Genomic DNA, 25,739 nt, shown 5'->3' on the forward strand with positions numbered 1-25,739 from the left:
GCTACAATCACCACAGACCCCATACCGGCATCGGCGGCAAATCACCCATCAACCGTGCTCACAACGTCAGTGGGAACAACAGCTAGATCGGGGCAGGCAGCGCCGCGACGGCCACCACCGCGAACAGCTCCGCAGCGTCCAGCCGGAGACGAACCGGCCGAAGATGTAGGCACCACCGGCATCACGACCCCCTTGATGACGGATGCCGCCGCCACGCGTTTGCGCCCCGACCCCGCCTTGAGCAGGCGCTCCCCGTGCAACGACATGCCGAACGTCAGGAGCAGCCGCACCCAGCACGGTTTCAGCCATCGGAGTGTGAAAGAACACCCGGTTGATGGCCAGCCCGGCGCCGACGCCGATGATGCCGAGGAGATCGACGAGATAGCGTACCAGGATCACGAATCCGATGATGGAGAAGCCGACCAGAACACCGCCCACGCGACGAGCTTAGGGAGGCCGGAACCGAGAGTTTCCCAGCCACAGCCGGGCACCGCCCGATAGTCTTACCCTCCTCATGGACCCTGATAAACCCTCGCCCATCCAGCCACGCCTCGACATCCTGCGCCCGAATCTGAGAGGGCCACATGCTGTTTGAGTGGGCGATGGTGGGGGTCGGGCTTCTCCTCACCGTCGGAACGGGCATCTTCGTCGCCGCCGAATTCTCCCTGGTCACCCTGAACCGCAACGAGCTCGAGGCCCGGCAGGAACGCGGCGAGAAACGCCTCGGCCCGACCATCAAGGCCCTGAAGATCACCTCCACGCACCTGTCCAGCGCGCAGCTCGGCATCACGCTGACCACCCTGTTGACCGGGTTCACCTTCGAGCCCGCCATCAGCTCGCTGCTGACCGGGCCGCTCACGGGCGCCGGCGTGCCCGAAGGACTCGTGCCGCTGCTCGGCACCATCATCGCCATTTCGCTGGCCACCCTGTTCTCCATGGTGATCGGCGAGCTGGTGCCGAAGAACTTCGCCCTGGCTGTGCCGCTGGGCACGGCAAAGATCGTGGTGCCCCCGCAGGCCCTGTTCACCGCCGTATTCAAGCCCGTCATCCTGCTGTTCAACAACACCGCCAACGCCCTGATCCGCCTGGTCGGCATCGAGCCGAAAGAGGAACTCTCGGGTGCCCGCAGCGCCGAAGAGCTCAGCTTCCTCGTGCGCCGGTCCGCGACGGAAGGCGTGCTCGACAACGACCACGCGGCCATGCTGCACCGCACGCTGCGCTTTGCCAACCACACGGTCGACGACGTCATGACCCCCCGGGTACGGATGTCCTCGGTCAAGGTCACCGACTCTGCCGAGAGCATCCTGGCCCTGTCCACGGCCACCGGCTACTCCCGCTTCCCCGTGATCGACAGGGATTCCGACGACATCGTCGGGGTGCTGCACGTCAAGGCGGCCTTCGCCGTCGAGCTGGCGCAACGCGACCAGGTCACCGCCGACGAGCTGAAGGTGGAGGCACTGCGTGTGCCCGAGTCGATGGCCGTCGACACGCTCCTGGGCCTGCTGCGCAGACAGGGCTTCCAGATCGCGGTCGTCGCGGACGAATACGGCGGAACGGCGGGCATTGTCACTCTCGAGGACCTCGTCGAAGAACTCGTGGGCGAGCTGGAAGACGAGCATGACCGGGCGAAAGCCGGCGTCATCCGTTCGGGGCGTTCCGTGGTGTTCGACGCCGGCTGGCGGCCGGACGAGCTGTTCGATCGTACGGGCGTCACGGTTCCCGAGGACGGCGACTACGAGACCGTCGCGGGCTTCATCGCCGATCAGCTCGACCGCATTCCCGAACTCGGCGACGAGGTCCCCGTCGACGGGGGCATCCTGCGGATCGACCGAGTCGATGGCGTGCAGGTTCAGCGCGTGCGCTACACCCCGGAAGACCCCGAGCACGATCCGAGCCTGGCCACCAGACACGACCGAATCGTCACCCGAATCCAGAAGGACCTGACCCATGAGTGAGTACTGGCCGGGCCTGATCTGGCTCGTCGTGTTGTTGACCGTCAACGCGTTCTTCGTGGGCGCCGAGTTCGCTGTGATCTCGGCCCGCCGGTCGCAGATCGAGCCGCTCGCCGCCCGCGGCAACAAGGCGGCGAAGACCACCCTCTGGGCGATGGAACACGCGACTCTGATGCTGGCGACCAGCCAGTTGGGCATCACCGTGTGTTCGCTGCTGATCCTGAACGTGTCCGAGCCGGCCATCCACGGCCTGCTGGAGTACCCGCTGGCCCTGACCGGACTCTCTGAGCGCGCGATCAGCGTGATCGCCTTCGCCATCGCGCTCGCGCTCGTGACGTTCCTGCACGTGGTGTTCGGCGAGATGGTGCCCAAGAACATCTCCTTCTCCGTGCCCGACCGCGCCGCGCTCATCCTGGCGCCGCCGCTCGTTCTCGTCGCCCGCATCTTCAGCCCGGTGATCGTCAGCCTGAACTGGCTGGCGAACGGGGTGCTGCGCCTGTTCAAGGTGCAGCCGAAGAATGAGGCGACCAGCGCATTCACCCTCGACGAGGTGGCCGGCATCGTGGAGCAGTCCACCCGAGAGGGCCTGCTGACGGATGCCTCGGGCACCCTCTCCGCCGCGTTCGAGTTCACCTCGAAGCGAGTCTCCGACGTGGAGGTGCCGATCGGCTCAATGGTCTGCCTGCCGGCATCCGCGTCACCCGCCGACATCCAGCGGGCCGTCGCCCAGCACGGCTACTCCCGGTACATCCTCACTGACGTCGACGGGCAGCCCACGGGCTACCTGCACCTGAAAGACGTGATGGACCTCACCTCCGGGAGCACGTTCACGGAGCCGGTGCCGGCCAAACGCATCCGTCGCCTGGCCTCCGTGTTCCGGGGCAGCGAGCTCGAGGATGCCCTGGCGTCAATGCGGCGCCTCGGTGCGCATGTCGCCACATCGTTCGACGCTGACGGAGTCGCCACGGGCGTTCTGTTCCTCGAGGACATCATCGAGGAGCTCGTCGGCCAGGTCGATGACGCCACCACCGTGTAGGTGACGGCCGGGGCGCGGCTGCCGCGTGGAATGTCAATGGGTGCCCGTCACGTGTGTCTCATGACGCCCTCATTCATTCAAAGGCCTGATCGGTGTCTCGCATGGTCTCGAGTCCGTCGAGCATGAGGTCGAGCCCGACCAGGAATTCATCCCCATAGGAGTATCCGGGCTTCAAGACGTGGTCGGCCGTGAGTTCAGCCAGGTACGGGTACTCGCTTGTGGGCAGCTGCGCCAGCATGATCGCGGCCATCACTGCCGTCTCTTCCGGCGTGCTGAAGGGCAGGCTCTTCTCCTGCATCGCGAACCCGTAGATATAGCTGTCGACAGCGGAGAACGCGTGGGCCGTCTTCTCGATCGAGAAACCGCCGTTGCGGAAGGTTCCGATCACCCGGTCGTGGTGCCGGAGGGTGCCCGGTCCCGGGTTCGTTCCGGAGTCACGAACGGTCGTAGCCCAAGCATGACGGGCGAGGACATCCCGGAATGAGATCGAGCGCTTTCGGATGGCCGGCTTCCACTCATCGCTGTGTGACGGCAATTCGATCTCGCTGAAGATCGCATCGGCCATGGCGTTGATGAGGTCATCCTTGTTGGCCACGTGGTTATAGATCGACATGGCCTTCACGTTCAGGTCCTCGCCCAGACGCCGCATCGTGAGTGCTCCAAGCCCCTCAGTGTCGGCGAGGCGAACGGCGGTAGCGATCACCCGCTCGCGGTTCAAACGAGCTCGGGGTGCGGGTGCTGCTTCACGTGCTGCTGCCAAGTTTCTCTCCTGCACTCATAGCCGTTGACAAACCTTACCACGTACATATATTTTACTTACATTATAAGCATACGTCGTAAGCTTTAGCCGCAGATACAGTAAGGATTACGAGCCATGACCACTCACCTTCACCCCGCGCCCAGCACCACAGCGCCGGCTGTCACCCTCAACCCCTTCCGCTGGGCGCAGCGAACCGGGGCCCTCGTAACGGGCACCGCCCTCACGGCCATGGTGTTCCTCTCGATCTTTGGTTATTTCATCGCCATCAACGGCCTCGTGACCGCCGGTGATGCGGAAAAGACGACCGACGCCATTTCCGCCTCGCCGGCGCTGTGGCTCGCCGGAATCGGCGCACTGTGTGTCGTCGTCGTGCTGGACGTCGTCGTCGCCGCCGGCACCTACGCGCTCTTCAAGCCCGTCAGCCGTGTTGTCTCCGCTGTTGCCGGGTTGATCAGAATCGCTTTCGCCGGGTGGTTCATGGTCGCCCTCAGCCGGCTCGTGGTCGCCTTCAACGACCTCGATACCCCGGAAGCCGCGCTGGCCGACATCGACTCGTTCTCGTCGATCTGGAACACCGCCCTGGGCCTGTTCGGGGTGCATCTCCTCCTGATCGCCTATCTGTCGATCCGCTCCGGCTTCATGCCGAAGGTCTTTGGAATCCTGATCGGTCTCGCCGGCATCGGTTACATTGCCGACCTCATCGGCCTGGTGGTGGCACCCGCTTTCACCCCGACCTTCGGCCTGTTCGGCTTCGTGGGCGAGACCGCCATGATCTTCTGGCTGCTCATCGGGGGACGACGTCTCCCGCGTTCCTAACCGCACCCGACCTCGCCCCGAACTATGCCCCGCTCATCCAGCCCAACGTCACCGCCGGCGACCGGCCGACGTTCTTGTCGCGAATACATTGGTCATAAGCGTGCGGGTTGCGACCGCGGGATGACGAGTCCACCAAGCGCTCAGTGCGGAATACCCTCGCCAGGCGAGGATACCCACCGCGAAGGAGGCGAGGGTGGCGAGCAGCGGTACGTCGTTCCCGAAAAGCGGGAAGACCTGCCAATGGACGAGATATACGAACAACGATGCCGAGGCCACGACGCTCAGCACCGGCACCAGAATCCGCGGGAGGGGCACGGCCGGAAGCCAGAGGAGAAGAAGCAGTCCAGCTATCGTGGTCGCCTCGCGGGCCGGGTCGCCAAAGAAGCCCGGAACGGAGAGCACGACGACCGCCGAGCTCAGCACCCGCCGCGTGACGTCCGTGGAACGTGCGATGAGCCAGCCGAGAGCGATGAGCCAGAGCACGATCGGCAGCGAATACCGTTCGGTCGGCCCGGCCTCGACCCCTCCGGTCAGCAGCAGGCGTAGCAGAAGCGCCCCCGCAAAGAAGGACGCCGCGAAGACGAAGGGGTATCGGCGCTCGATCCGGTCGAGCTGGGGCACGCAGAAGAGAAGCGCCAGGCCGAGGATCGTCCACACGACAGATTCCAGGAACCAGTACTGCCATTGCACCGTCCAGCGTTCGTCGCCGCCGAGCAGGTTGTGCAGCATGAAGACCGTCGCGGGTTCGTACATCCCTCCAATCAGGGCAACTCCACCGATCCACAGCACGGCCGGGACGAAGATCTGGACGGCGCTGCGCAGAAGCTTCCCGAGCCGCATCGGCCGAGGTACATCGGCGAACTGGAATCGGGCCAGGTTGTAGCCCAGGATTCCGAGCAGCAGGTGAGCACCGCCCTGTATGTGGAAGAGGTTGGCGTGCGTCCCCGTGATGAGCGCGATGGCGATAGCCCGCAGCAAGACGGATGTCTCCATGCGCGCCAGCGACCGTCGGGGTCGCGCCCCGGACGGTGCGGTTCGGCGGTTGGCCAACTCCCGGGCCGATTTCGCGGGCCAGTCCCTGGGGAGCGTGCCGAGCATCTGCTCGAGCCGCACCGAGACCTCGACGTAACTGAGCGAGTCGCCGTGCAGCGCGACGAAGCTGTCGTCCAGGACCGCATCCGGGCGGTCGAGGAGGGTTGAGTAGAGCACCCGAATATTCTCCGCCGTCACGGTCCCTCTGCGATCCACCAGCGGGACTTTGCGCTCGAGGAGCGCCGCCTCCCGGAGCAGGCTCGCGGTGTCTGGCTTGCCGCTGGACGTCAGGGGGAACTCCGCGACAAGGTGCACCCGGACGCTGTGATCGGGCAAGCCAAGCGCCTCCGCGGCGATCGGCGCGACGAGCCCGAGGGCCCACCGCTCTCGCACGAAGACCACAAGGCGTTCCTCATGGTTCACCGCCCTCGCTTCGACACCGTCGTCGTCAAGGAGCCGTTCGACCCGGTCGAGGTCGATCCGCAGGCCGTATATCTTGACGAAGCGACTGCTCCGCCCGACGATTTCGAAGAGTCCGTCGTCGTGCTGGCGGGCTAGATCGCCGGTGCGCAGATCCCCCACTGTCGGTCCAGCGGCGAGTTCCTCCGGGCTCTCCGCGTATCCCATCATGACGTTCGGCCCGGTGTACACGAGGTCACCGACCGAGTGCTCGTCGGCGTCGTCGATGCGGAACTGCCCGCCCGGTATCGGGATTCCGATGGATTCAGGCCGGGTCGCCGCCAACTCCGGCGGCAGGTAGGCCATCCGTGCGGTCGCCTCTGTCTGTCCGTACATGACGACGAAATCGAATCCACGTTCCTGCCCCAGCCGGGCGTAATCGCGCACCCGGTCGGGGCCGAGCCGGCCGCCGGCCTGAGTGATGTAGCGCAGGCTCGAATGTTGGCGCCCAGCGAATCCGGTCGAATCGAGAAGGTCGAAGGTGTAGGGAACGCCGGCGAAGGAGGTGGCCCCTGCCGCGTCGAACTCGTTCCAGAATTCAGACTCGACCACCGAACGCTCGGTGAGGAGCAGGCTCGCCCCGGAGATCAGGTGGCTGTTCACGACTGAGAGGCCGTAGCAGTAATGCATCGGCAGGGTTGTGGCCGCCCGGTCCTGCTCGGTCAGGGCGAGGTAGTCGGCGATGCTTCTCGCGTTGCTGCGCACATTCTCGCGTGACAGCCGAACGAGTTTCGGCGATCCTGTCGAGCCCGAGGTGCTGAGCAGCAGTGCCAGCTCAGGGTGCAACGTGTGCCGGCTTCCCTCGCGTCGCTCATCCAGACGCCATTCGCCGCCGACGGGCGCCAAAACCACGTCGGGGTCGTAACGCTCAAGGAGCCCGTTCCTGTTCCGCTCCTGGCTCGGCTCGTCCCCGTCGCCTGCGATGAGGAGAACTGGATGCCCCGCCGCGAGCGCGGCGAGATAAGTCACCAGGGGCTCCAGGGCGTTCGCGCACGACACCATGACAAGTCGGCGGCCGTCTCCCAATAATTCCCGCCGGTCACGGACCAGTTCGTCCAGTTCGGCGTAGTTTATGGTTCCATTCGCGGTCACAAGGGCAGTCGCGGACGGATCACCGGAGAGGAGTCGGAGGGCCTCAAGACCGCCCGCCGGGTCGCGTTGGGTGCTCCTCAGTGGTTCTACCGCACATATTTTTGCGGGCAGGAATGCATCGGATGTTTTGTCGGTGCGCACGGCTGTCTCTGGTCGAAGTTTTCCCCCGCAGTCAAACTGAGGCAAGGCTAACCTTAGTTCAAGAACCCTGTGGATGGACCGGCAAAACTGCGACCTGCTCGGATGACCGACACGCACCCGGCCTTGTCTACATGACCAAACCTCATTACTGTCCGCTCCGAACCACTCATGATCAACGGGATCTCCTCGTTGACCGCTGACCAAGGAGTAAATCGTGAAACGACATTCCATCGGAATTCTCGGAGTTTCGACTGTTGCGTTGTTCGCCGCAGCCGTACTCGGGTCCGGAGCAGCTCAAGCGCAGACCACGCAATCCGAACGCACCCCCAAAACGGTGACGTTGACCGCGAACCTCACGGAACTCAACGGCTCCGGGGCATCCGGAACTGCAACCGCGACAGTTCGCAACCAGAAGATCAAGCACATTGAAGTGCACGCCTCCGGGCTGACGCCCGATGCCCCGCACGCTCAACATATTCACTACGGCAACCAGGCGAAGATGGAGTGCCCCACCATCGCACTGGACAGCAACGGTGATGGCCGCCTGAACACCGTGGAAGGGATTCCCGCCTACGGACCGGTCGTCGTCTCACTGACGACGACAGGGGACACCTCACCGGCCAGCTTCCTGGACGTCACCCGTTTCCCGGTGTCTGAGAGCGGCAGCTACCACTACAGCCGCGACAATCTCCACATCACCAAGGTGGCGGGAACCGGATACCCCGGCCCCAGCGAAACGGGAACGGCGAAAGAGATCGCTGATTCCATCCGCGAGGGCGAAGGCGTCGTCGTGATCCATGGCGTCGACTACAACGGCAACGGCGAGTATGACTTCAGCCAGGGTCCAAGCGAGCTCGACCCGAACCTGCCTGCAGAAGCAACGGATCCGGCCGCCTGCGGCATCCTGGAATAGACAACACCCTCAGCACGACTCTGGGTTGAAAGCGCCTATGGCCCATCCTGCCGGATGGGCCATAGGCGTGCCGGAATCACTGTCGCGGGGAGAATGGCCATGAGTTGCCTGGAACGGCGGGTCGGTCGGGCGCACGTTCGCGAGCGAACCGGCCAGGGTCATCCGGCTGGTCTCGGGGACAAGAGAGAGGCACCCGGTAGGGGCCCGGCGAACGTATAGTTCGTGTCAGCTGTGGGACGCGTATCGACCCTCGGTCAGGTCTGACCGAACGGTGCTCACGTATCCATTCGGTGCGAGGATGCGGCCGCTTGATTCGGTCACGTAGGTACCGACAGGAAGGACCAGGTTGGTGGTGGTCGTGATGTACGCGTTCATGGTGTTCCTCGTATATTTCGGCCACGCGAAGCGAGCAGGAGTTCGCGGGGCAACCGGGACACAAGAGTCCTCGGACTTGCCCGCTCAGTCCCGGCGCAGGTGACGGGGCATTGATGGGGGCGTCGCGCGACTCTGGGGCGAGCGCCATGGGGTTGATCCGCTGGTCCCAGGTCGTGGGTCCAATTCATGGGGCCACGTCGTGGCCCAGAGCGGCAGACAATCAACTAATCGATCGGCGTCGATATATCGAGTGTGACTCTTGCCCCGATGGATGTCAATTTGTCCACCTGCACACCCGTCACCCGGGTTGGGGTCGCCGGCATTCAGCGGTCACAGATTCGTGCGCTCACGGTAATTCCCTTGCCGCGGCGCCCGCCGCACGCCTACGCTGAATCATGCCTCACCTCACCGTTCCGGGCGCGTCGCTCCACTACGAGACGGCCGGCCACGTATCGTCACCGGCACTCCTCTTGCTGCATGCCGGCATCGCCAATCTGCGCATGTGGGACCCGCAGATCGACGCGCTGGCTGCCGGCCACTTCGTCATCCGTTTCGATAGCCGCGGATGCGGCCAGACGACCACCGAGAACGTGGAGTTCTCGCCGCGCGCGGACGCCCTCGCGGTGCTCGACCACCTCGGGGTGGCGTCGGCCACGCTGATCGGGTGCTCTCGCGGAGGCGGGACCGCCATCGACCTGGCCACGGAGAGCCCCGACCGCGTGGACGGCCTGGTGACCGTGGGAGCCGGGCCCAGCGGGTTCCCCGAAGTTGAACTGACCGATCTCGAGGACGCCCGGTTCGACGAACTGGATGCCGCGTTCGACGCCCAGGACTGGCACCGTCTGGTGCGCCTCGAGGTGGCGCTCTGGGCGTTCGGCCCACTGCGCACCGAGGCCGACCTCGACCCCGAATTCGTAGCCACCGCCTACGCGCTGGGCCGTGTCAACGCCGCGCATGCGGAAGAGTCCCCGACGCCGATTCCGCTCGAGCCGCCCGCTTTCAACCAGGTCAGCGACATCGAGGTACCCGCGTTCGTCTCGGTCGGTGAGTTCGACATCACCCCGCATCTCGCCGAATATGAGTACGTCCTGTCGACGCTCCCTGACGTCACCGGCTTCACCTTCCGCGATACCGCCCACCTGCCGAGCGTCGAACGGCCGGCGGATTTCAATCGGGTGCTCGTGGATTGGCTGGCGGAGCACCGGCTCTAGTCCGGCGCTGCCGGGGCGCACGAAGGCCGCGCCGGCCGGGTTTTCCCCCGGTTGACCGCGCACGAACCGGTCGGGACGGCCGGCCAGTACCCTTGGGGAGTTCTCATCCAGCGAGGGGCAACGATGTCACGGACCGATTCAGACGACTCCTTTGCGGAGTTCGCGGGCACTGTCATCTGGCCGCGGAGTGCGGCCGAACTCACCGATACGACCCGGTGCCCGGCGTGCCGCGCCCTGCTGCATTCCTCCGTCTGTTCGAGCTGCGGGCTCGACCTCCGGCACCCGGCCGCGGTGCAGGTGCTGACCGCATCGACGGATGCCGCCGCCTCGCTCGACCGCCGCCGGGAACTGATCGGGCGTATCCGGTTCGACCTCGCCGAAGCGCGGACGGCTGCGCAGCGCCTGGCCGACAGCGCCGCGGCTGCCACCGCAGCGCTCAGCACTCCAGTCGCTCCGGCCACCCCGGTCACCCCACCCCGGCTCGCGATCCCGCCCGCCGCGCCCACCGCGCCCACACTCACGCCTCCCCGACCGCCGGCCGGCGCGCGCCCGCCAGCCCCGGAGTCCGTTCCCGCCGCTCCGCGGCGCTCGAGCGTGCAGGTGCTGCTACTCCTGGTCGGTGTGACTCTGGTCTCGGTGGCCGCGATCTTCTTCCTCACGGTGGCCTGGATCTTCGCCGGACTCGAGGCGCGCTCGGCGATCATCGCGCTGTTCACCGTCGCCGCGCTCGTCACATCCGGCGTTCTGCGGCGCAGACGGCTCGTCGCCAGGCGGAGGGAATCGGCGTGCTCGCCGTGGTGCTCGTGCTCCTCGACGCCTGGGCGCTGCGTGCGAACGACCTGTTCGGTCTCGCCTCCGCGGACGGCCCGGCCTACTGGGGCGTCACGCTGACGGTCTGCACCGCGCTGTTCCTCGGCTGGCACGCGGTGTCCGGACTCCGGGTCGCCAGCGTGGCCGGTTTCGCGGTCGCCGCACCGGGACTCGGCCTGCTCGTCGCCGGTCTCGCCGCCGGACAGCCGGACGAAACCCGCCTCTACCTCGGGTTCCTGGGCGCCGCGGTGGGTGCGCTGCTCCACCGTTTCACCCTGCCGAGCCCGGCCGCCGTGCCGGCCACACCGGCCGCACCGGATGCGCATACCGCACCGGCCGCACCGGCCGCTGGCGCGGGACACCGCTACTGGCCGTCGGTCGATCGTGCACCGGAGCGCCTGGCCCTCCTCGTGCTGACCGCGCTCGCACTGGTCGGTGCCGGCACCACCGCCCCGTTCGTCGACGAGGCCATCGTGCTCGCCCCGCTCTGGACCCTGGGCGCCGTCGCGGTCGCGGCCCTGCTGCACGTGCTCGTGATCCTGCCTCGGGCGGATGCCGCGGCGAGCTACCGCAGGTTCGCCTACGGCTTAGCCGCCCTCGCCGCCCTGGCCGTCACCACCATCGCCCCGATCGGGGCCGGCCGCGCCGAGAATCTGACCCTGATGCTGATCCTGCCGATCCTGATCGCGGCGGCGCTTTCGCTCGCCGCCGAACTATACGCGCGGCGTCGTGCCGTGGGTCCGACCCGCCTGGCCGCGATCTGGGCCGGGGTGACCGCCGCCGTGGTCGCGGCAAACGCGGCGATCCTCGTCGTCGGCTATGCGGCCTGGCCGCTGGGAGTCGCACTTCTGAGCGGGCTTGCCGCCAGCGACGAGCCGATGGAAGTGAACGTGGCACACAACGCCTGGGCACTCGGCACCCTGGCCGCCGTCGGAGGGCTCGCCGGTCTCACCTGGGCGCTGGGCGGCATCCTGAAACCCCGTCGAAGGGTGGTCGCCTCGCTGTTCATGGGTGTCACGGTGTTCCTGGTGCCCTTCATCGGCCCGCTCGCCGTGGTGACCGGGCTCTACGCGCTCCTCGGCACGCTCGCGCTGGTCGTGCTGCTGTTGAACCGCCGGGGTCGGCTGCCGCTCGGCACATTCCGGCCCGTGATCGTGCCCTTCCTGATCCTGGCCGAGACGTTCGGCTACATCATCAGCTGGCACAGCAGCAGCACCTGGTGGATCGGCTCCGTCTCGGCGATTCTGGCGCTGTTCGTCGCCCGGCTGCTGCTTGGTCGCGGCACGGCCGCCGTCGGCCGGGGCATCCTCCTGGCCGGGGCCACCCTGCTCACGCTCGTCGCCGCCGTCGTCACGCCGTGGGCCCTGACGCTGGCGGCCCCACCCTCTGAAACGGCCCTCATCGTCGACGGCCTGCGCGCCCTCGCACTCGCGACCGCCCTGCTGCAGCTCGCGGTGTCATTCCCCGCGGGCCGCATCCTCACCGACACCGAGCGCCGCTGGGCATTCTGGGCGCTGCTGGCCCCGACCGTGGCGGCCGTCGCCCTACCGGTCACCGGTCTCGCGGAGACCCTGCCGGCCGGCGTTCGCGCCGCGCTGCTGCTGGGCTCCCCCGCCGTGGCGGTCGTGCCCACGGTGATCCTGCTCGGCGCCATCGGAATCTGGTTGCGGCTGCACGTCTACTCCGGCACCGCACGGATCGAGCGTGTCGTGGCCCTCGGCGCAGCCGCGCCAACGCTGCTCGCGCTGATCTGGTCCGTGCGGCAGACCACGGATGCCCCCGCGCCCGTGGACGGCATCGCCGTCGCGACCGCGGCCTTACTCGTCTGCGCCCTCGGCCTCGTACTCGACACGGTGGGGGCACGTGACACGGCCTCGAACACCCAAGGGCGGACGGACCGGCTCGCCCTCGAGGCCGGCGCGGGCCTGATTCTGGTTCCCGGCACTCTCCTGACTCTCGCCGCCGGGAGCCCCCTCGCCTGGCTCGTGCTGCTGCTGGTCGGCGGGACCGCCCTCGTCACGGCGATCGCCCCGGACGGGCTCTTCGGCTCCCGGTCACCGCGACGCCATCTTGGCTGGCTCGCCCTGCTGCTCGGCACGGCCGGCCTCTGGGTCGGGCTGAACCACGTCGGCACCGAGGCCCCTGTGCCATACGTGCTCCCGGTCGCCGGCATGCTGCTGGTCCTGGCCGTGCTGATCCGCCGGTTCGGCCGCACCCCTCGGGCTGCAGCGGCAAGCCCGGCCGCGGCGCTGCTCACCCTGGCCGGCCTGCTCGTGGCGATCGTGCCGCTGGCGCTCGCCTCGGCCTCCGGCTCGCCCGCGCGTCCGATCGCCATGGCCGCGGCGTGCGGCGTGCTGCTGCTGGGCTCTGCCGCCGCGCGCTGGGGGCCATCACGATCGGCGTACCTTGCCGCCGCCTGGACGAGCGGAGCAATCGGGCTCCTGGTGACCAGCATCGTGCAGCTGATGCGCGTGCTCGGCGCACCCGGCGCACCCGATGCGCGGCTCGAATGCTGGTTGTTCCCGCTCGCTGCCGCGGCGGCGGGGGCGTTCCTGATCGGCGCCCGCACCGACCCCGCGACCCTCCGTCCGCGCACCATCGCGAGCATCACGCTGCTCGTGCTGGCGCTGGCGACCGTGACGACGGCCGAGATTGCCGCCTTCACCGGGGCCGATATGACCGATGACGCCGCCGTGACCGCGGTGCGTGCATCCGTTCTCGTGCTCGCCCTCGGGGTCGTGCACGTGCTGGCCGCGTGGCGGCTGCGCGCGCCCTTGACCATGGCCGTCGGCTGGGTTGCGGCGGGGCTGGCCGGGTTCGCCCTGGTGAGCGCTGTTGGGACGCAAGCCACCGAACCGTTCGAGTTCGTGACCGTGCCGCTCGGCCTCGCTATCGTCGTCGGCCAGGTGCTCGCCGGGCGCGCGCGACCGGCCGACACCGAGGCGCCGGTCGCCGTGCGGGCCGGCTGGATCACGGCCGGACTGGCCCTGACCCTGCTGCCCGGCGCGGTGGTCGGCGGCACGGGCGATCTCCTCCGCCCCGTGCTGGCCCTGACCATCGGCGGTGCGTTCGCCGTCAGCGGGGCGCTCCTCCTGGTCCGGCCGCGCTGGGAATCCCTCGCCTGGCCGGCCCTCGGCGTCGGCGCGCTCACGGTTGTGCTCACGGCCGCATCCCGCATCCAGCCGCTGCTCGAGCTCGCGCCGAACGGCCCCGACACCCGGCTCGAGGCATGGCTGCTGCCCTCGGCGCTGATCCTGGCGGCCGTCGGCACAGGTCTCGTCACCGTCACCCGGCGCACCGATGAGGGTACCGGCCCGGGCCGCGGCGAAGCGACGGATGCCCCCGCGCTGCGCCTCGGTTACGTCCTGTTGGTCCTGGCGATCGTCGGGGTTCTCGCGGCCGAGGTGGCCGCACTCGGCTACGAGCCGCTGGCGACCATCCGGGTGATCCTGCTCGTCTGGACTTTCTCCGCGCTGCACCTGGCGGCGTTCTGGTACGACGACAGCCGACTGGGCCGGATGGTCGCCTGGGTGGCAATCGGGGCTGGCGGTGGCGCCGTGGTCGCCGGGTCCGCGTACGCGGCGCCGGCCACGGTGGAGATCGTGAGCGTTCCTCTGGCCATCGCCCTGCTGGCCACCGGTTGGTTGCACCTCGACGTCACGCCGGCCGCGCGCAGCCGGCGCTGGCTTGCTCCCGGGCTGCTCGTGCTGCTCGTTCCGTCGGTGCTGCTCGACATCACCGAGAGCCCGCTCTGGCGGGTGGTGGGCCTCGGCCTCGTTGCCACCGTGGTGATCGTGGTCGGTGCCGTGCGCAAGTTGCAGGCTCCGTTCGTGATCGGCGCGATCGTGCTGATGCTGCACGCGGTCGCGCAGCTCTGGCCCTGGATCTCGCTGGCCTACGGCGCGGTGCCGTGGTGGCTGTGGCTGGGCGTGGGCGGCGTCATCCTGATCGTGCTCGCGGCCCGCTACGAGCAGCGGATCGCGAACTTCAAGGCGATCTCGATGACTATCTCGGCGCTGCGGTAGCGGCCCGGCTCAGGACTGCACCGCGTGGCTGATCGTCAGCTGCACGAAGTCGGTGTTGATCAGGGCCTTCGAGAGATAGAACGGGCGCCCGTCGTGGTCGAGAGTCTGGGTGAGGATGAGCACCGGACTGCTGGCCGGCAGCCCGAGCAGCTTGCCGCGTGTGGCACCGGGAACACCGAGCGTGATGTCGGTTTCGCCGGGCCCGAAGATCGGACCGAGCACCGCGATCAGCGCGGCGAGCGCACTGTGTCCCGCATCTCCCGCGTCACCCTGGGCGTTCGCGTCGACGCCTGCCTCGGACACGGCCGCCACCGCCGCCTCGCCGAGCCGGCTCAGGCGATCTCCCGGCACGTGCTCCTGGATCAGGGCGATGGGTGCACCCTCCCGGGTGATGACGCTCTCGAGAAACCATGAGGCCTCGTCGGTGCGGATGCCGACGGCGTCCGCAGTGAACGCGGGCGACGCGGACTGCAGCGCAGTCTGGGTGCGGCGAACGTGCACGGTCGGTCCGGTCTCGCTGAGAAGCTCCTCGATCGGACGGATCTTCTGCAGCCCGAGGTGAGGCAGCCGGTCGGCGACGAAGCGCCCGATGCCCCGGCGCGAGCGCACGAAGCGGTCCTCCTCGAGAAGCATGAGGGCCTCCCGCACGACCGTGCGGCTGACGCCCATCGCCGTGCCGAGCTCGGACTCCGATGGGAGCAGAGAGGCGATCGGCAGGGATCCGTTGCGGATCGCCTCGGTGATGCGCGAGTACACCGCCACCCGCAGCGGCAGAGCTCCATTGGTCTCGAGCGGACCTGCCAGGGCCGCCTCCGTGCGTCGATCCATTCGTTCTCCCCTGGTCGGTGAGTCGAGCCTATCGTGTGATCTTACGCACTTGTATAACAAGCATGTACACTGAGCGTGTCGACCTTGTGTTTGCTCCAATGAAGGAGTCATGTCATGCTCGTGCTTTCCTCCGAAGCCGCTCCCGTAATGGGGCGCGCCCGCGCTCCCCGGGCTCCCGGGGTGTTGATCGGCACGCTGGTCCTGGCGATCCTGACGTTCCAGCTGAATGCCACCCTCCTCTCCGCCGCCTTGCCAGCCGTCGGCGCCCAGTTGGGCGAGAGCATGCAGGATGTCGCCCGGGTGCAGTCGGTGTTCTTCCTTTCCGGCGCCGTTTTCGGCATGGTCTTTTCCCGCTGGAGCGATTTCCTCGGCCGCAAGCGCAGCCTCGTGATCGTACTGACGCTGCTGCTGATCGGCACCGTCATCTGCGCCCTCGCACCGAGCCTCCCACTGCTGCTGCTCGGCCGGGTGCTGCAGGGCGCGTCCAACGCCACCTTCACGATCTCCTTCCTCCTACTCTCGGAGCGCCTGAACAGCCGCCTGTTCGGCATCTCGGTCGGCATTATCACCTCGGTCAACGGCGGCCTGTTCGGCGTCGACGGCTTCCTCGGCGGCTTCGTGACCGACACCATCGGCTGGCGGTTCCTCTTCGTGATCACCCTCGGCCTCGGGCTGGTCGCAATCAGTTGCGTCGCACTCTTCATTTCGCAGGATGAGCCGCGCACCCAGGACGGGTCAATGGACTGGTGGGGTGCCGGCATCCTGTCCCTGTTTCTGGTGCTGCTCACGAGCCTGATCTCGCAGGCGTCGTCGTCAGGCTGGGCCGACCCGCTCACGCTCAGTTACCTCGTCGGGGCGGTCGTCAGCGCGGTCGTCTTCGTGCTCGTTGAGAGGCGCACCCGACGGCCGCTCATTCCCATCCACGCGCTGCGTTCCCGCCAGGTGTGGCCGCTCCTGCTGTCCACGGTGCTCACCCTGGCCGGGGTCTTCTCCGCGCTCAACTTCACCGTGGTCTTGCTCAGCCAGAACAATCAGGTGGGTTACGGGCTCTCCGCCTCGATGTCGGCGCTGCTCTACCTCACCCCGACCGCGTTCGTCGGCGTCACCGCGGCGATCTTCTCCGGCTGGATCGCCGTGCGGATCGGTTGGATCACCGCGCTGCGGCTGAGCAGCGGCGTCATCACCCTGATCACGGTCGGCCTGGCCGTGTTCGCGATGGACCGCTGGCTGGTTTTCAGCCTGCTCATCGTGATGGGCGTCTTCTACCTCGGCCTGTTCCAGAGTTCGGTCAACGGCGTCTCCGTGCTCAACTCGCCGCCCGAGGCCCGCGGGGCCCTGCCCGGCCTGAACGGCGCCTGCTTCGGCATCGGCATCGGCATCGGCATCGCCCTCGTCGCCCCGGTCGTGGCCGCGGGCACGGTCGCCGGCTTCCAGACGGCCCTGTGGATCTCCGCGGGCCTCACCCTGGCATCCTTCCTGGCCTCCCTGATTCTGCGCCCCGCCGCATGAACTCCCGCATCACTTCTGAACCCCTGAACCAGCACGATGAGAACGGATGGTCAACGATGACTCCCACGACGGCTCCCCACCCCCGCCCGATCTACCTCGACTGCGACACCGGGATCGACGATGCGATGGCGCTTGCGTTCTTGCTGGCGACACCGGGCATCCGTCTGGTCGGGATCGGCACGGTGAGCGGATGCGTCAACCCGGCCGTCGCCGCGGCGAACACCCTGAGCCTGCTCGCGACCGCCGGGCGTGACGATATCCCGGTCGCGGTCGGCGTCTGGGAGCCCGTCAGCGGGATCTCCCGGCGCGGGACCGCCCACATGCACGGCCGCAACGGGATCGGGGACGTGCTGCTGCCCCGCTCGCGGCGGCACCCAGTCGACGACAGCGCCACGGAGCTGCTGATCCGGCTGGCGCACGAGTATCCCGGCGAACTGGAGGTCATCGCGGTCGGCCCGCTGACGAACCTGGCCGAGGCCCTCTGCCTCGACCCGGAACTTCCCCGGCTCGTGCGTCGCGTCACCATCATGGGCGGCGCCGTCTTCGCGCCCGGCAACGTCGGCAAATTCGCCGAGGGCAACATCGCCGCCGACCCCACGTCCGCCGCGGACGTCTTCGCGGCCAGCTGGCCGGTGACCGTGGTCCCGCTCGACGCGACGGCGCCGCACACCTTCGACGAGACCCACCGGCGGGCACTCGCCTCGGCCTCGGGGCTGACCCAGCAGGCACTGGCCGCCATGATCGGCACCTGCCTGACGCAGTGCGGCACGCAGTTCAGCACGCGGCGTTTCGCCCTGCATACCTCCATCGCCGCGGCCTTCGCAACCGGCGCTCTTGAGGCCGAGCGGGCGCCGACACTGCGCATCTGCGTGGACATGAGCGCCGGCCCGCGCCACGGCCAGACCCACTTCGCCAAGGTGGAGGCGGGGGCCGGGGGGCCTGTCACCGCGGGGCCTGCCGGGCAGAATCCGCACGAGGCCCGGGTCGTGCTGTCCATCCGGCGAAACGCCGCGACGCTGCTCCTGGAACGAATCCTCACCCTCGCCCCCGCTGCGACTTCGGCTCAGGCTTTCGTGCCGGCTGCCGCTAACGCCGTTGTTGTTCCGGGTCAGGCTCAGGCTCCGTCCGGAGCCCGAGCACAGGCGCCCGCTCGGACCCGTAGGCAGGCGGAACCGGTACCAGCCTGAGCCGCCGTCTGCATCCGTCGGCATCCGTCGAGCCGCTCTTCTTGAAGACTTTCGCAACACGCCGTGACGCGCGCAACCGCAGTGCCAGTCTGAGAAAATAGACGAATGACCGCAACACTCGTGGCCAAGGGCCTGAGCGGCGGGTACGCGCACCGCACACTCTTCGATTCCCTCGACCTCACCGTCGCGCCCGGCGACGTCGTGGGTGTCGTCGGTGTGAACGGATCGGGCAAGTCCACGCTGTTGAGCTTGCTTGCGGGCCTGGCCGAACCGCAGTCCGGCACCGTCAGCCTCGCCCCGGCCGATGCCTTCGTCGGCTGCCTGCCGCAGGAGCACGAGCGTGTGCCCGGTGAGACCGTGGCCGGTTACATCGCCCGGCGCACCGGCTGCGCCCAGGCGACCCTAGAGATGGACGACGCGGCATCCGCTCTCGGCGATGCATCACCGAGCCCGCGACCCGACGGCCTCGACCCGGCCGACGCGTACTCGGCCGCCCTCGAGCGCTGGCTGGCCAGCGGCGCCGCCGATCTCGATGAACGGATGCCCGTGGTGCTCGCCGGCCTCGGTCTCACTTTCGCCACCGAGCTCGCCGAGCACACCCTGATGACGTCTCTGTCCGGCGGGCAGGCCGCGCGGGTCGGACTGGCCGCCCTTCTGCTGTCGCGCTTCGACATCGTTCTGCTCGACGAACCCACCAACGACCTCGACCTCGACGGCCTGGAACGCCTGGAGTCCTTCGTCACCGGCCTCCGCGGCGGCGTCGTGCTCGTCAGCCACGACCGTGAGTTCCTGGCGCGCTGCGTGACGCGCGTGCTCGAACTCGACCTCGTCCAGGGGGCAAACCGGGTCTTCGGCGGCGGCTACGACTCCTATCTGGAGGAGCGCGAAACGTCCCGCCGGCACAAGCGCGAACACTACGACGAGTTTGCCGTGAAGAAGGCCGACCTCGTGGGCCGGGCTCGCACCCAACGCGAATGGTCAAGCCAGGGCGTGCGGAACGCCATGAAGAATGCGCCCGACAACGACAAGATCCGACGCAAGGCATCCGCCGAATCCAGCGAGAAGCAGGCGCAGAAGGTGCGGCAGCTGGAGAGCCGCATCGCGCGCCTCGAGGAGGTCGACGAGCCGCGCAAGGAGTGGCAGCTCGACTTTACGATCGGGTCCGCGCCCCGCTCGAGTTCGGTGGTGTCCACGCTGAGCAACGCGGTGCTCCGCCAGGGCGATTTCACCCTCGGCCCGGTGTCGCTGCAGGTCAACGCGGGTGAGCGCATCGGCATCACCGGGCCCAACGGGGCCGGCAAGTCCACGCTGCTGCGCGCGCTGTTGGGGCATCAGGTTCCGGATGCCGGCACGGCCAGCCTCGGTGCCAGCGTCAGCATTGGCGAAATCGACCAGGCCCGGGCCCAACTCGATGGCACCCGGCCCCTCGCCACCAGCTTCGAGGAACTCGTGCCCGATCTGTCCACGGCCGAGGTGCGCACCCTGCTCGCAAAATTCGGCCTCAAGGCCGACCACGTCAACCGTCCGGCCGCGGACCTCTCCCCCGGCGAGCGCACCCGTGCCGGCCTGGCGCTGCTGCAGGCGCACGGCATCAATCTACTGGTGCTCGACGAGCCCACCAACCACCTCGACCTGGCGGCCATCGAGCAGCTCGAGCAGGCCCTCGGGTCCTACGAGGGCACGCTGCTGCTGGTCACCCACGACCGACGGATGCTGGCCAACGTGCACACGGACCGGCGCTGGCGGGTGGACAACGGCCAGGTGACCGAGGCGTAGGTGAGTGGCCCCTATCCGATTGGCGGAGTCGCTCCCGGAAAGTCAGAGCTGACTGCACCGAGTGGACGCGGCTGAGCCCAGGCGGAGCGCCGTGTCCGGTGTTGAACCAATTCGACGGAGAATCTGCCGGAAAACTGCATTTTCAGGCTCTATGGGGGCGATTGGGCCAGAATCTCCGTCGAATTCGTTCGAGGAGAGTCACTGCCAGACCTCGCGGATAACCGCCGCGAACCCAAATCCGCGATCCCTCACGGCTGTCAGGCCCCTCGCATCAATTACTCAGTAGCCGTCGGCCGGTCCTACCGGGGTGGCGCCAGCGATGCTCCAGTGCCGACCGCTGTCGACTGTCTCAGCATCTTCCCAGTTTTCGTCACCGTCAGCGGCGTCTGCCAGGTGCAGGGCCGGTGGTCGCGACGCAGACGGATTTCTTCAGTATCCCGGGCGGGTACTGCCGACGTTCTTCGGCCGGCGGCGCGACGAGCGAACCTTCTGCATCGCGGCCTTCCCCTGCGGGCTGCGCAGGTACTTGGTGACCACGGTCAGGATTACGGGGATGTACTTAAGCAGGCGAGCCATGGCGGTCTCATTTCTGTTTAAAATTTTGGGTACGAGAGTGCGGTAGCGGCTGGGCAGACCTGCGCCCGCCCAGCCGCCCGGTGCAGGTGTTGGATATGGGTGTTAGGTGCTGGACGTCAGCGGCCGAGTGCTTCGCGGTCGACGCGGCGGTGGAACCGCATTCCGGCGAGTCCGCCGACGATTGCGCCGACGAGGCTAATCAGGACGATGACGATCGCGGTGATGATGCTGCCTGCCGTGAGACCGTCCGGATTGAGCGGGATGCTGGGCAAGCTGTTCAGGTTCCCCAGAACGTTGAGTTCACCGCCGGCAATGACCCCGAGGATCCCGGCGACGACAGCGATCACGATCGCCCAGACCCAGACCGCGATTCCCTGCTTGATTCCGTTGAAGCGGGCCATCCGACCGGCGACGTAGCCGCCGCAGAAATATGACACGAAGACCACAACCGCGAGCACAATCGCTCCGACCAGTGCCATGGTGCCGGCGTTCTCGGCAGCAGTTCCGGCAGCTTGGTCCGTGGAATCGGCCCCGTCCAGGCCGACTGCGGCTCCGACCGCAGCGAACAGGACGGTGAGGATCACCGCGGTCCCGGTGGCGGTGAGCCAGCCGAAGAAGGCCGATCCCCACTTGATCCCGCCGAAGCGGGCCTCGTCGCGGCCGACGGCCTTATCACGGCCGGCGACCTCGTGGCGGTTGGTCGCCCCATCGCCCGCGGAGACCGCAGCATCGGAGCCGTGGTCGTCGATGTTTCGATTCATGTTTAAACCGGATGAGTCGTATGTTGCCATGTTGATATCTCCTCTACTGATACAGGTATGAACCTCAGAGAGTCAGGACGACTTCGCTCAGCCGCGTCACAGGAGAATCGATGGAATGGACGCGATCGGAGCGTGTCCCGCCGAGATAGAATCTGTCCTCAGCGAGAATCTCTTAACATGTAGTCGTATTTCAGAGGGTGTTCGTCACAGAAATCAAGCAGGGAATTTCGCGCTCCTGGAGGATTCAGGCGCTCTGAGAGGCGAGGGGGTCTCCCGGCTAGATGACAAGGGTCTGGTCGACCAGCCCCTGAGCAACCTGGGACAACAACAAGTGGTTACTGCGAGCGTGATTCCTCAGCAACGCGAATGCGTCCTCCATCGAGACGCCGCGGGAATGCGAGATCACGCCTTTGGCTTGCTCGATGAGGACTCGGGAGTTCAACGCAATCGTCAATTGCTCCCGCACCGAGTTGCTTTCTCGGAGCGTGCGTTCCTGCAGAATCCCGATCGTGGCCACATCGGCCAACGCCTGGGCCGCGCGCACATCCTGTTGACGCAGGGCGCCGGGAACAGTGGACAACAAGTTGAGGGCGCCGATGGTAGTCTCACGCAGCCGCAACGGAATCGCATGGACCGCAGCGAAACCCTGCTCCCTGGCGCAGTCCCGAAACCGCCGCCACGCGAGCGGGCTGTCCTCCACGTCCGTCAGGGACACGACCGACCCGGTAATGAAACACTCGACGCACGGGCCCGCCCGAGCGCTCAGTTGCATCACCTCGACAAGCCTGCTGGCTTCGCTGGTGGAAGCGACAACTTCGAGCTCTCCGTTTTCGTCGGCCAGGAGAATACCTGCCGCCGCAATATCGAAGAGCCCGGCGCAACTCTCCACCAGTGTCTGGAGGAGCTCCACCACGTCATAACCGGCAACCAGGGTGTCAGCTAGGGTCGCGAACGTTTCGATCAGGCGGTCTTCTCTCGTTTCATCAATCATGAGACCCTTCGATCTGGTTTTCATTCACCGCAAAAGTCAATCGCCGGTCGATGATCTCCTCCGCGATCTCCTGCACAGATCGGCCGACGGCGAAGGCATGGCCCTGGATGATCAGACGGGCGTCCAGGGCAGAAATCCCCAGTTGGGCCAGCACCATGCCTGTGGCCTGATGCACCTCACGTCGGGAGAATTGTTTGCGCGTGTCGGTTTCACCCTTAATCTCGCTCTGGGACAGCCGGATGGCACGAGCGAGAACGAGCCGGCTGACGACGGTCGCGAGGGCTGCAGTGTGCTGGATATTCAGATCACTGAGATGACTGGGCCGACTCGTGTACAGGTCGATCGCCCCGATGCGCAACGGCCCCAGCGACAAAGGAAAAGCAAAAAGCGCGCCCAGATCATCGGCGATGATTGCCTCCGAGAACGCCGGCCAAACCCGGTTCGGCCGTTCGCGAATGTTCGGCTCGAAGACCGGCGCCCCGGTTTCTAGAGCATCCCAACTCGGACCCTCGCCCAGATCGAATTGCAGCTCGTCCAGCCGTATCGATTGGGCGTCGCTCGCCGAGATTGTCTCATCAGGGAGAAAGTCACCGAACGTCGAGATTGACACCCCATCCACTGGCAGTACCCCCAGGAACGGCTCGAACAGACGGGACTCGCTACCTGCCAAAGCGGACAATGCCTTTTCGGCAACCGCGAATTGATCACGCATGGCAATCCCTCCTGCGATTCTCGCTGCTGCTCCTTTTCAGACGTGGCCAAGTCATCTTCCGAACGTACCCCGCCACGTCCGAAACGGGAGGCTCAAGAAGCCTTCACAACCGATATTTGAGTTCCAGCAAGTCTTTCTTCCAGGTCGTAGCCGAGCGCCGCAGCGATATTCAGCAGCTGCGCCTCGAGCAGTTCCTGTTCAGCACACGACATTTTCCTCTGAGCTTCGCCGATCCGTGCACGAAAATCACCGTAGATGCTATCCATCAACGTCCCGCCCGTCGCAGTCAGCTCCAGGAACAGGCTCCGCCGGTCATCCGGGTTGGCAACTCGGCGCACGACATCCCGGGCGACCAACCGGTCGGAGATCGCGGTGACCGCACCCATCGAGAGATCTGTGGAACCGGCCAAAATCTTCGGTGTCACCCGGCCCGCTTCCGAAATTCGAAAAAGAACCCGTATCTCAGAACCCGTGAAGCCATCCTTCGCCGCCATCCCGGCACGCGTCTTGTCCAGCGCTCGAAGCAGAACGACCACCGCAGCAGCAACACCCTCGAGAACCTGGACGGAGCCACTTTCCTTGAACATGGTTTCCTCCCGACAACAACGAAAAGTACTCAGCTGGATCTGCGGCACATTTCCGCCTCCACCCTATCGACGACGTGCATCATCTTCCAACATAAAATAGTTTGAAATTCAAACTGATCGCTATATATTACTTCCCGACGCCAATTCTTAGGGCATCGTCCGATCTCTGCTGAACCACCACGTGGCGCTTCAGGGTCCGCTGAGAGACAGGGTCTATTTCCATGAACGAGTACCGTCTGACCGTGAATGGCGACCGTTACGTTGTCGACACCGACGATGACCTGGCAGCATGGAAAACCTCCGTGGCCGACGCGGTGCAGCGCGGTGGAGGATTCATCAATGTGATCAATTCCGCCGGGTTCTTGACTACGCTTCTGATCACCCCGAACTCGACCGTCACGCTGCAACAAGTCCGCTCCCAACGACCGGAGCCCTGGACCCAGCTTCTCGCCGAGGAGGCCTTCACCTACGAGGACTTCTAGCTCTCCGAACTGGTGTCTTCGGCAACTCCTCAGCGGGCCCGTCGCGGCGTACGTTTGTAGTAACAACCCGGGGGCCAGATGCCGTAGCCGTGAGTCACACAGCTCGCACCTGGGGCTCACATGACCGCGCTCCAACCGCGCCGGCACCGCCGGCATCGCCGACAACGCGCGCTGAGCCCGCTGCCCTCCACCGGACGCCCGGGCGCCGGCTCTGTCTCCCCGTCGCCGTGAAGTTCTGGCTGTCCGTTCTGTTCGCGCTCAGCTGGACCGACGCATCCGTTTGGATCTCGCTACCGTGGATCCAGGACCTGACCCGCCTGACCGGCGAACCGCCGACGTGGATCATCGTCTCCTTGGTGGCATTCCTGCCTGGCTTCGTGGTGGCGTTTCTGAGCCTGTCGCTCCTGCTGGATCGCCAGCCGCCGTTCCGGGTCCCCGATCCGGTCACCCCCCTGACCATCATCGTGGCCGCCCGAAACGAGCAGGACGGTCTCCGGGAGACGATCCGCTGCATCGGCGGGAGCGATTACGCCGGCGAGGTGACGGTGATCCTCGCCGACAACGGCTCCGATGACGCTACGGCGCGGTCCGCCAACGTCGCCGCCATCGAATCCGACGTGGACCTGCTGGTCGTGCGGCAACCTGTCCCCGGCAAGTCGAACGCGCTGAACTCAGCACTGACCCACGTGACCACGCCCTATCTGATCACGGTCGACGCGGACACGCTGCTGCACCGGAAGGCCCTGCACCACCTGATCTCCCGGCTTGAATCCGCCCCGGCAGACACTGTTGCCGTGGCCGGCGCGGTTCTCGTGCGCAACTCCCGCATCAACCTGCTCACCCGCATGCAGGAGTGGACGGGCTGTTCTGGGTGCCCGGCCTCGTGCTGTTCGCCGTCTTCGGCAACACGGCCGTGGTCTCGATCTGGGCGCTGGCCGTGCTTCCGATCACCCTGGTGATCTACGGAAGTCTGCGCATGTTCCAGAGCCGCCGGGTCTTCGGTCCGCTCGGTCTGGAAGTACGACGCAACCGGTTCGGCTACCTGGCCTATCTGCTCGGCGACCAGGTGCTGTGCTCCTACGCGTCACTGGTTGGCTATGTGCAGTTCCTCACCGGGTCCGCCCGCCGCTGGAAGTAGTCCCCCTCAGCCCCAGCGCGCTCAGCCCTCGGCGGGAATCAGGTAGCGGTGGCGCACGTGCCGGCGGCCGGGGTCGGCCTGCCAGAATTCGACCTCGACCGGGCGCAGGGCGTACAGCTGCCAGGTGGGGTTCTCTGATCCGTCGGCGCCGGGCCGTTCGGACCAGTCGGCCGCCGAGGCATCCGTCGACAACTCGGTGACCGGGCCGACCACACGCACCTGGCGGCCCGGCGCCGACCAGAAGAAATTCATCGCGGCCAACGGATGCTCCGTCAGCTCCCGGCCCTTGCGCGACGCCCGCGAGGTGGCAAAGTGCCAGCCCTCGGCGTCGAGATTCTTGAGGATGAGCATGCGCGACGACGGCATGCCCTCGGCGGCGACGGTCGCCAGGCTGAAGGCGTGCGGCTGGGAAACCCCGGCCGCCAGGGCCTCATCAAGCCAGGACCGGAACAGTACAGCCGGGTCGAGTGGCGCCGACGCCGGGTCGAAAATCGGCAGATCGATGGGGAAATCCGGCAGGGAACGCAGCATGCTGCGGAATAATTCGCTCACCCCCACGAGCCTACTGCG

At 66.8% G+C, this 25,739-nt stretch carries 24 protein-coding genes; 13 read left to right on the top strand and 11 right to left on the bottom strand.

The window, feature by feature from the left end:
* Positions 1-66: 66 nt before the first annotated feature.
* The gene (locus tag CXY81_RS16040) at positions 67-438 is read right to left on the bottom strand and encodes a hypothetical protein (protein WP_146067629.1); all 372 of its coding nucleotides are present in this window, start codon (positions 436-438) and stop codon (positions 67-69) included.
* Positions 439-587: 149 nt separating this feature from the next.
* Between CXY81_RS16040 and CXY81_RS05715 the strand changes: the two genes are divergently transcribed.
* Both CXY81_RS05715 and CXY81_RS05720 read left to right on the top strand, forming a co-directional pair.
* Positions 588-1,955 (top strand): hemolysin family protein, encoded by a 1,368-nt coding sequence (locus CXY81_RS05715; protein WP_104170731.1) that lies wholly within the window; start codon positions 588-590, stop codon positions 1,953-1,955.
* Positions 1,948-2,988 carry a hemolysin family protein gene (locus tag CXY81_RS05720; RefSeq protein ID WP_104170678.1) on the top strand — a complete coding sequence of 347 codons (1,041 nt, stop codon included), beginning with the start codon at positions 1,948-1,950 and terminating at the stop codon, positions 2,986-2,988. Before CXY81_RS05715 ends, CXY81_RS05720 begins: the two co-directional genes overlap by 8 nt.
* A 73-nt stretch (positions 2,989-3,061) precedes the next feature.
* Here CXY81_RS05720 and CXY81_RS05725 read toward each other — a convergent pair whose 3' ends face one another.
* Positions 3,062-3,748 (bottom strand): TetR/AcrR family transcriptional regulator, encoded by a 687-nt coding sequence (locus CXY81_RS05725; RefSeq protein ID WP_199180926.1) that lies wholly within the window; start codon positions 3,746-3,748, stop codon positions 3,062-3,064.
* Between the two features lie 114 nt (positions 3,749-3,862).
* Between CXY81_RS05725 and CXY81_RS05730 the strand changes: the two genes are divergently transcribed.
* Positions 3,863-4,564, top strand: a complete 702-nt coding sequence (locus CXY81_RS05730) for a DUF4386 domain-containing protein (RefSeq protein ID WP_104194265.1) — start codon at positions 3,863-3,865, stop codon at positions 4,562-4,564.
* Positions 4,565-4,612: 48 nt separating this feature from the next.
* Here the strand turns inward: CXY81_RS05730 and CXY81_RS05735 are convergent, their stop codons facing one another.
* On the bottom strand, positions 4,613-7,519 hold the full coding sequence (locus CXY81_RS05735) for an AMP-binding protein (protein WP_104194266.1): 2,907 nt from the start codon (positions 7,517-7,519) through the stop codon (positions 4,613-4,615).
* A gap of 28 nt (positions 7,520-7,547) precedes the next feature.
* On the opposite strand from CXY81_RS05735, the gene CXY81_RS05740 reads away from it, so the two are divergent.
* On the top strand, positions 7,548-8,201 hold the full coding sequence (locus tag CXY81_RS05740) for a CHRD domain-containing protein (protein ID WP_104194267.1): 654 nt from the start codon (positions 7,548-7,550) through the stop codon (positions 8,199-8,201).
* Positions 8,202-8,426: 225 nt separating this feature from the next.
* Here CXY81_RS05740 and CXY81_RS16340 read toward each other — a convergent pair whose 3' ends face one another.
* On the bottom strand, positions 8,427-8,576 hold the full coding sequence (locus CXY81_RS16340) for a hypothetical protein (RefSeq protein WP_158252009.1): 150 nt from the start codon (positions 8,574-8,576) through the stop codon (positions 8,427-8,429).
* A 395-nt stretch (positions 8,577-8,971) separates the two neighbouring features.
* Between CXY81_RS16340 and CXY81_RS05745 the strand changes: the two genes are divergently transcribed.
* The 3 genes from CXY81_RS05745 to CXY81_RS05755 all read left to right on the top strand — a co-directional run bounded on the left by CXY81_RS05745 (position 8,972) and on the right by CXY81_RS05755 (position 14,622).
* A complete protein-coding gene (locus CXY81_RS05745) occupies positions 8,972-9,787 on the top strand; it encodes an alpha/beta fold hydrolase (protein WP_104170683.1) in 816 nt (271 codons plus the stop codon).
* Between the two features lie 123 nt (positions 9,788-9,910).
* A complete protein-coding gene (locus CXY81_RS05750) occupies positions 9,911-10,678 on the top strand; it encodes a hypothetical protein (RefSeq protein WP_104194268.1) in 768 nt (255 codons plus the stop codon).
* Positions 10,573-14,622 (top strand): SCO7613 C-terminal domain-containing membrane protein, encoded by a 4,050-nt coding sequence (locus CXY81_RS05755; protein ID WP_104194269.1) that lies wholly within the window; start codon positions 10,573-10,575, stop codon positions 14,620-14,622. The genes CXY81_RS05750 and CXY81_RS05755 overlap by 106 nt, the downstream gene beginning before the upstream one ends.
* Positions 14,623-14,631: 9 nt before the next feature.
* Here the strand turns inward: CXY81_RS05755 and CXY81_RS05760 are convergent, their stop codons facing one another.
* Complete coding sequence (locus CXY81_RS05760) at positions 14,632-15,450, bottom strand: GntR family transcriptional regulator (RefSeq protein WP_104194270.1); 819 nt, start codon at positions 15,448-15,450, stop codon at positions 14,632-14,634.
* 114 nt (positions 15,451-15,564) lie between these two features.
* Here CXY81_RS05760 and CXY81_RS05765 point away from each other — a divergent pair, with 114 nt between their 5' ends.
* The 3 genes from CXY81_RS05765 (at position 15,565) to CXY81_RS05775 (ending at position 19,922) form a co-directional block, all read left to right on the top strand.
* Positions 15,565-16,959 (top strand): MFS transporter, encoded by a 1,395-nt coding sequence (locus tag CXY81_RS05765; RefSeq protein WP_104194271.1) that lies wholly within the window; start codon positions 15,565-15,567, stop codon positions 16,957-16,959.
* 56 nt (positions 16,960-17,015) lie between these two features.
* Positions 17,016-18,146, top strand: a complete 1,131-nt coding sequence (locus CXY81_RS05770) for a nucleoside hydrolase (RefSeq protein ID WP_158252010.1) — start codon at positions 17,016-17,018, stop codon at positions 18,144-18,146.
* A 105-nt stretch (positions 18,147-18,251) separates the two neighbouring features.
* Complete coding sequence (locus CXY81_RS05775; protein ID WP_104194273.1) at positions 18,252-19,922, top strand: ABC-F family ATP-binding cassette domain-containing protein; 1,671 nt, start codon at positions 18,252-18,254, stop codon at positions 19,920-19,922.
* Between the two features lie 429 nt (positions 19,923-20,351).
* On the opposite strand, the gene CXY81_RS16345 is transcribed toward CXY81_RS05775, so the two are convergent.
* The 5 genes from CXY81_RS16345 to CXY81_RS05795 all read right to left on the bottom strand — a co-directional run bounded on the left by CXY81_RS16345 (position 20,352) and on the right by CXY81_RS05795 (position 23,597).
* The gene (locus CXY81_RS16345; RefSeq protein ID WP_158250227.1) at positions 20,352-20,498 is read right to left on the bottom strand and encodes a hypothetical protein; all 147 of its coding nucleotides are present in this window, start codon (positions 20,496-20,498) and stop codon (positions 20,352-20,354) included.
* 116 nt (positions 20,499-20,614) lie between these two features.
* On the bottom strand, positions 20,615-21,259 hold the full coding sequence (locus CXY81_RS05780) for a hypothetical protein (protein ID WP_104194274.1): 645 nt from the start codon (positions 21,257-21,259) through the stop codon (positions 20,615-20,617).
* 277 nt (positions 21,260-21,536) lie between these two features.
* Entirely contained in the window at positions 21,537-22,250 is a 714-nt protein-coding gene (locus CXY81_RS05785) for a GAF and ANTAR domain-containing protein (RefSeq protein ID WP_104194275.1), read from the bottom strand.
* Positions 22,243-22,962, bottom strand: coding sequence for a GAF and ANTAR domain-containing protein (locus tag CXY81_RS05790; RefSeq protein ID WP_104194276.1), 720 nt, complete (start codon positions 22,960-22,962; stop codon positions 22,243-22,245). The genes CXY81_RS05785 and CXY81_RS05790 overlap by 8 nt, the downstream gene beginning before the upstream one ends.
* A 92-nt stretch (positions 22,963-23,054) precedes the next feature.
* Positions 23,055-23,597 carry a MarR family winged helix-turn-helix transcriptional regulator gene (locus CXY81_RS05795; RefSeq protein WP_134542770.1) on the bottom strand — a complete coding sequence of 181 codons (543 nt, stop codon included), beginning with the start codon at positions 23,595-23,597 and terminating at the stop codon, positions 23,055-23,057.
* Between the two features lie 173 nt (positions 23,598-23,770).
* Here CXY81_RS05795 and CXY81_RS16350 point away from each other — a divergent pair, with 173 nt between their 5' ends.
* The 3 genes from CXY81_RS16350 (at position 23,771) to CXY81_RS05805 (ending at position 25,169) form a co-directional block, all read left to right on the top strand.
* Positions 23,771-24,031, top strand: a complete 261-nt coding sequence (locus CXY81_RS16350; protein WP_158250226.1) for a hypothetical protein — start codon at positions 23,771-23,773, stop codon at positions 24,029-24,031.
* Between the two features lie 227 nt (positions 24,032-24,258).
* Positions 24,259-24,990: a glycosyltransferase family 2 protein gene (locus CXY81_RS16355; RefSeq protein WP_158252011.1), complete on the top strand. Its 732-nt coding sequence runs from the start codon at positions 24,259-24,261 to the stop codon at positions 24,988-24,990.
* Positions 24,969-25,169, top strand: coding sequence for a hypothetical protein (locus tag CXY81_RS05805; protein ID WP_146067630.1), 201 nt, complete (start codon positions 24,969-24,971; stop codon positions 25,167-25,169). Before CXY81_RS16355 ends, CXY81_RS05805 begins: the two co-directional genes overlap by 22 nt.
* A gap of 21 nt (positions 25,170-25,190) precedes the next feature.
* Here CXY81_RS05805 and CXY81_RS05810 read toward each other — a convergent pair whose 3' ends face one another.
* A complete protein-coding gene (locus CXY81_RS05810; RefSeq protein ID WP_104194302.1) occupies positions 25,191-25,721 on the bottom strand; it encodes a pyridoxal 5'-phosphate synthase in 531 nt (176 codons plus the stop codon).
* Between the last annotated feature and the right edge of the window lie 18 nt (positions 25,722-25,739).

The organism is Cryobacterium sp. M25 (assembly GCF_002929635.1).
In the GTDB taxonomy this organism is placed as follows: Bacteria; Actinomycetota; Actinomycetes; order Actinomycetales; family Microbacteriaceae; genus Cryobacterium; species Cryobacterium sandaracinum.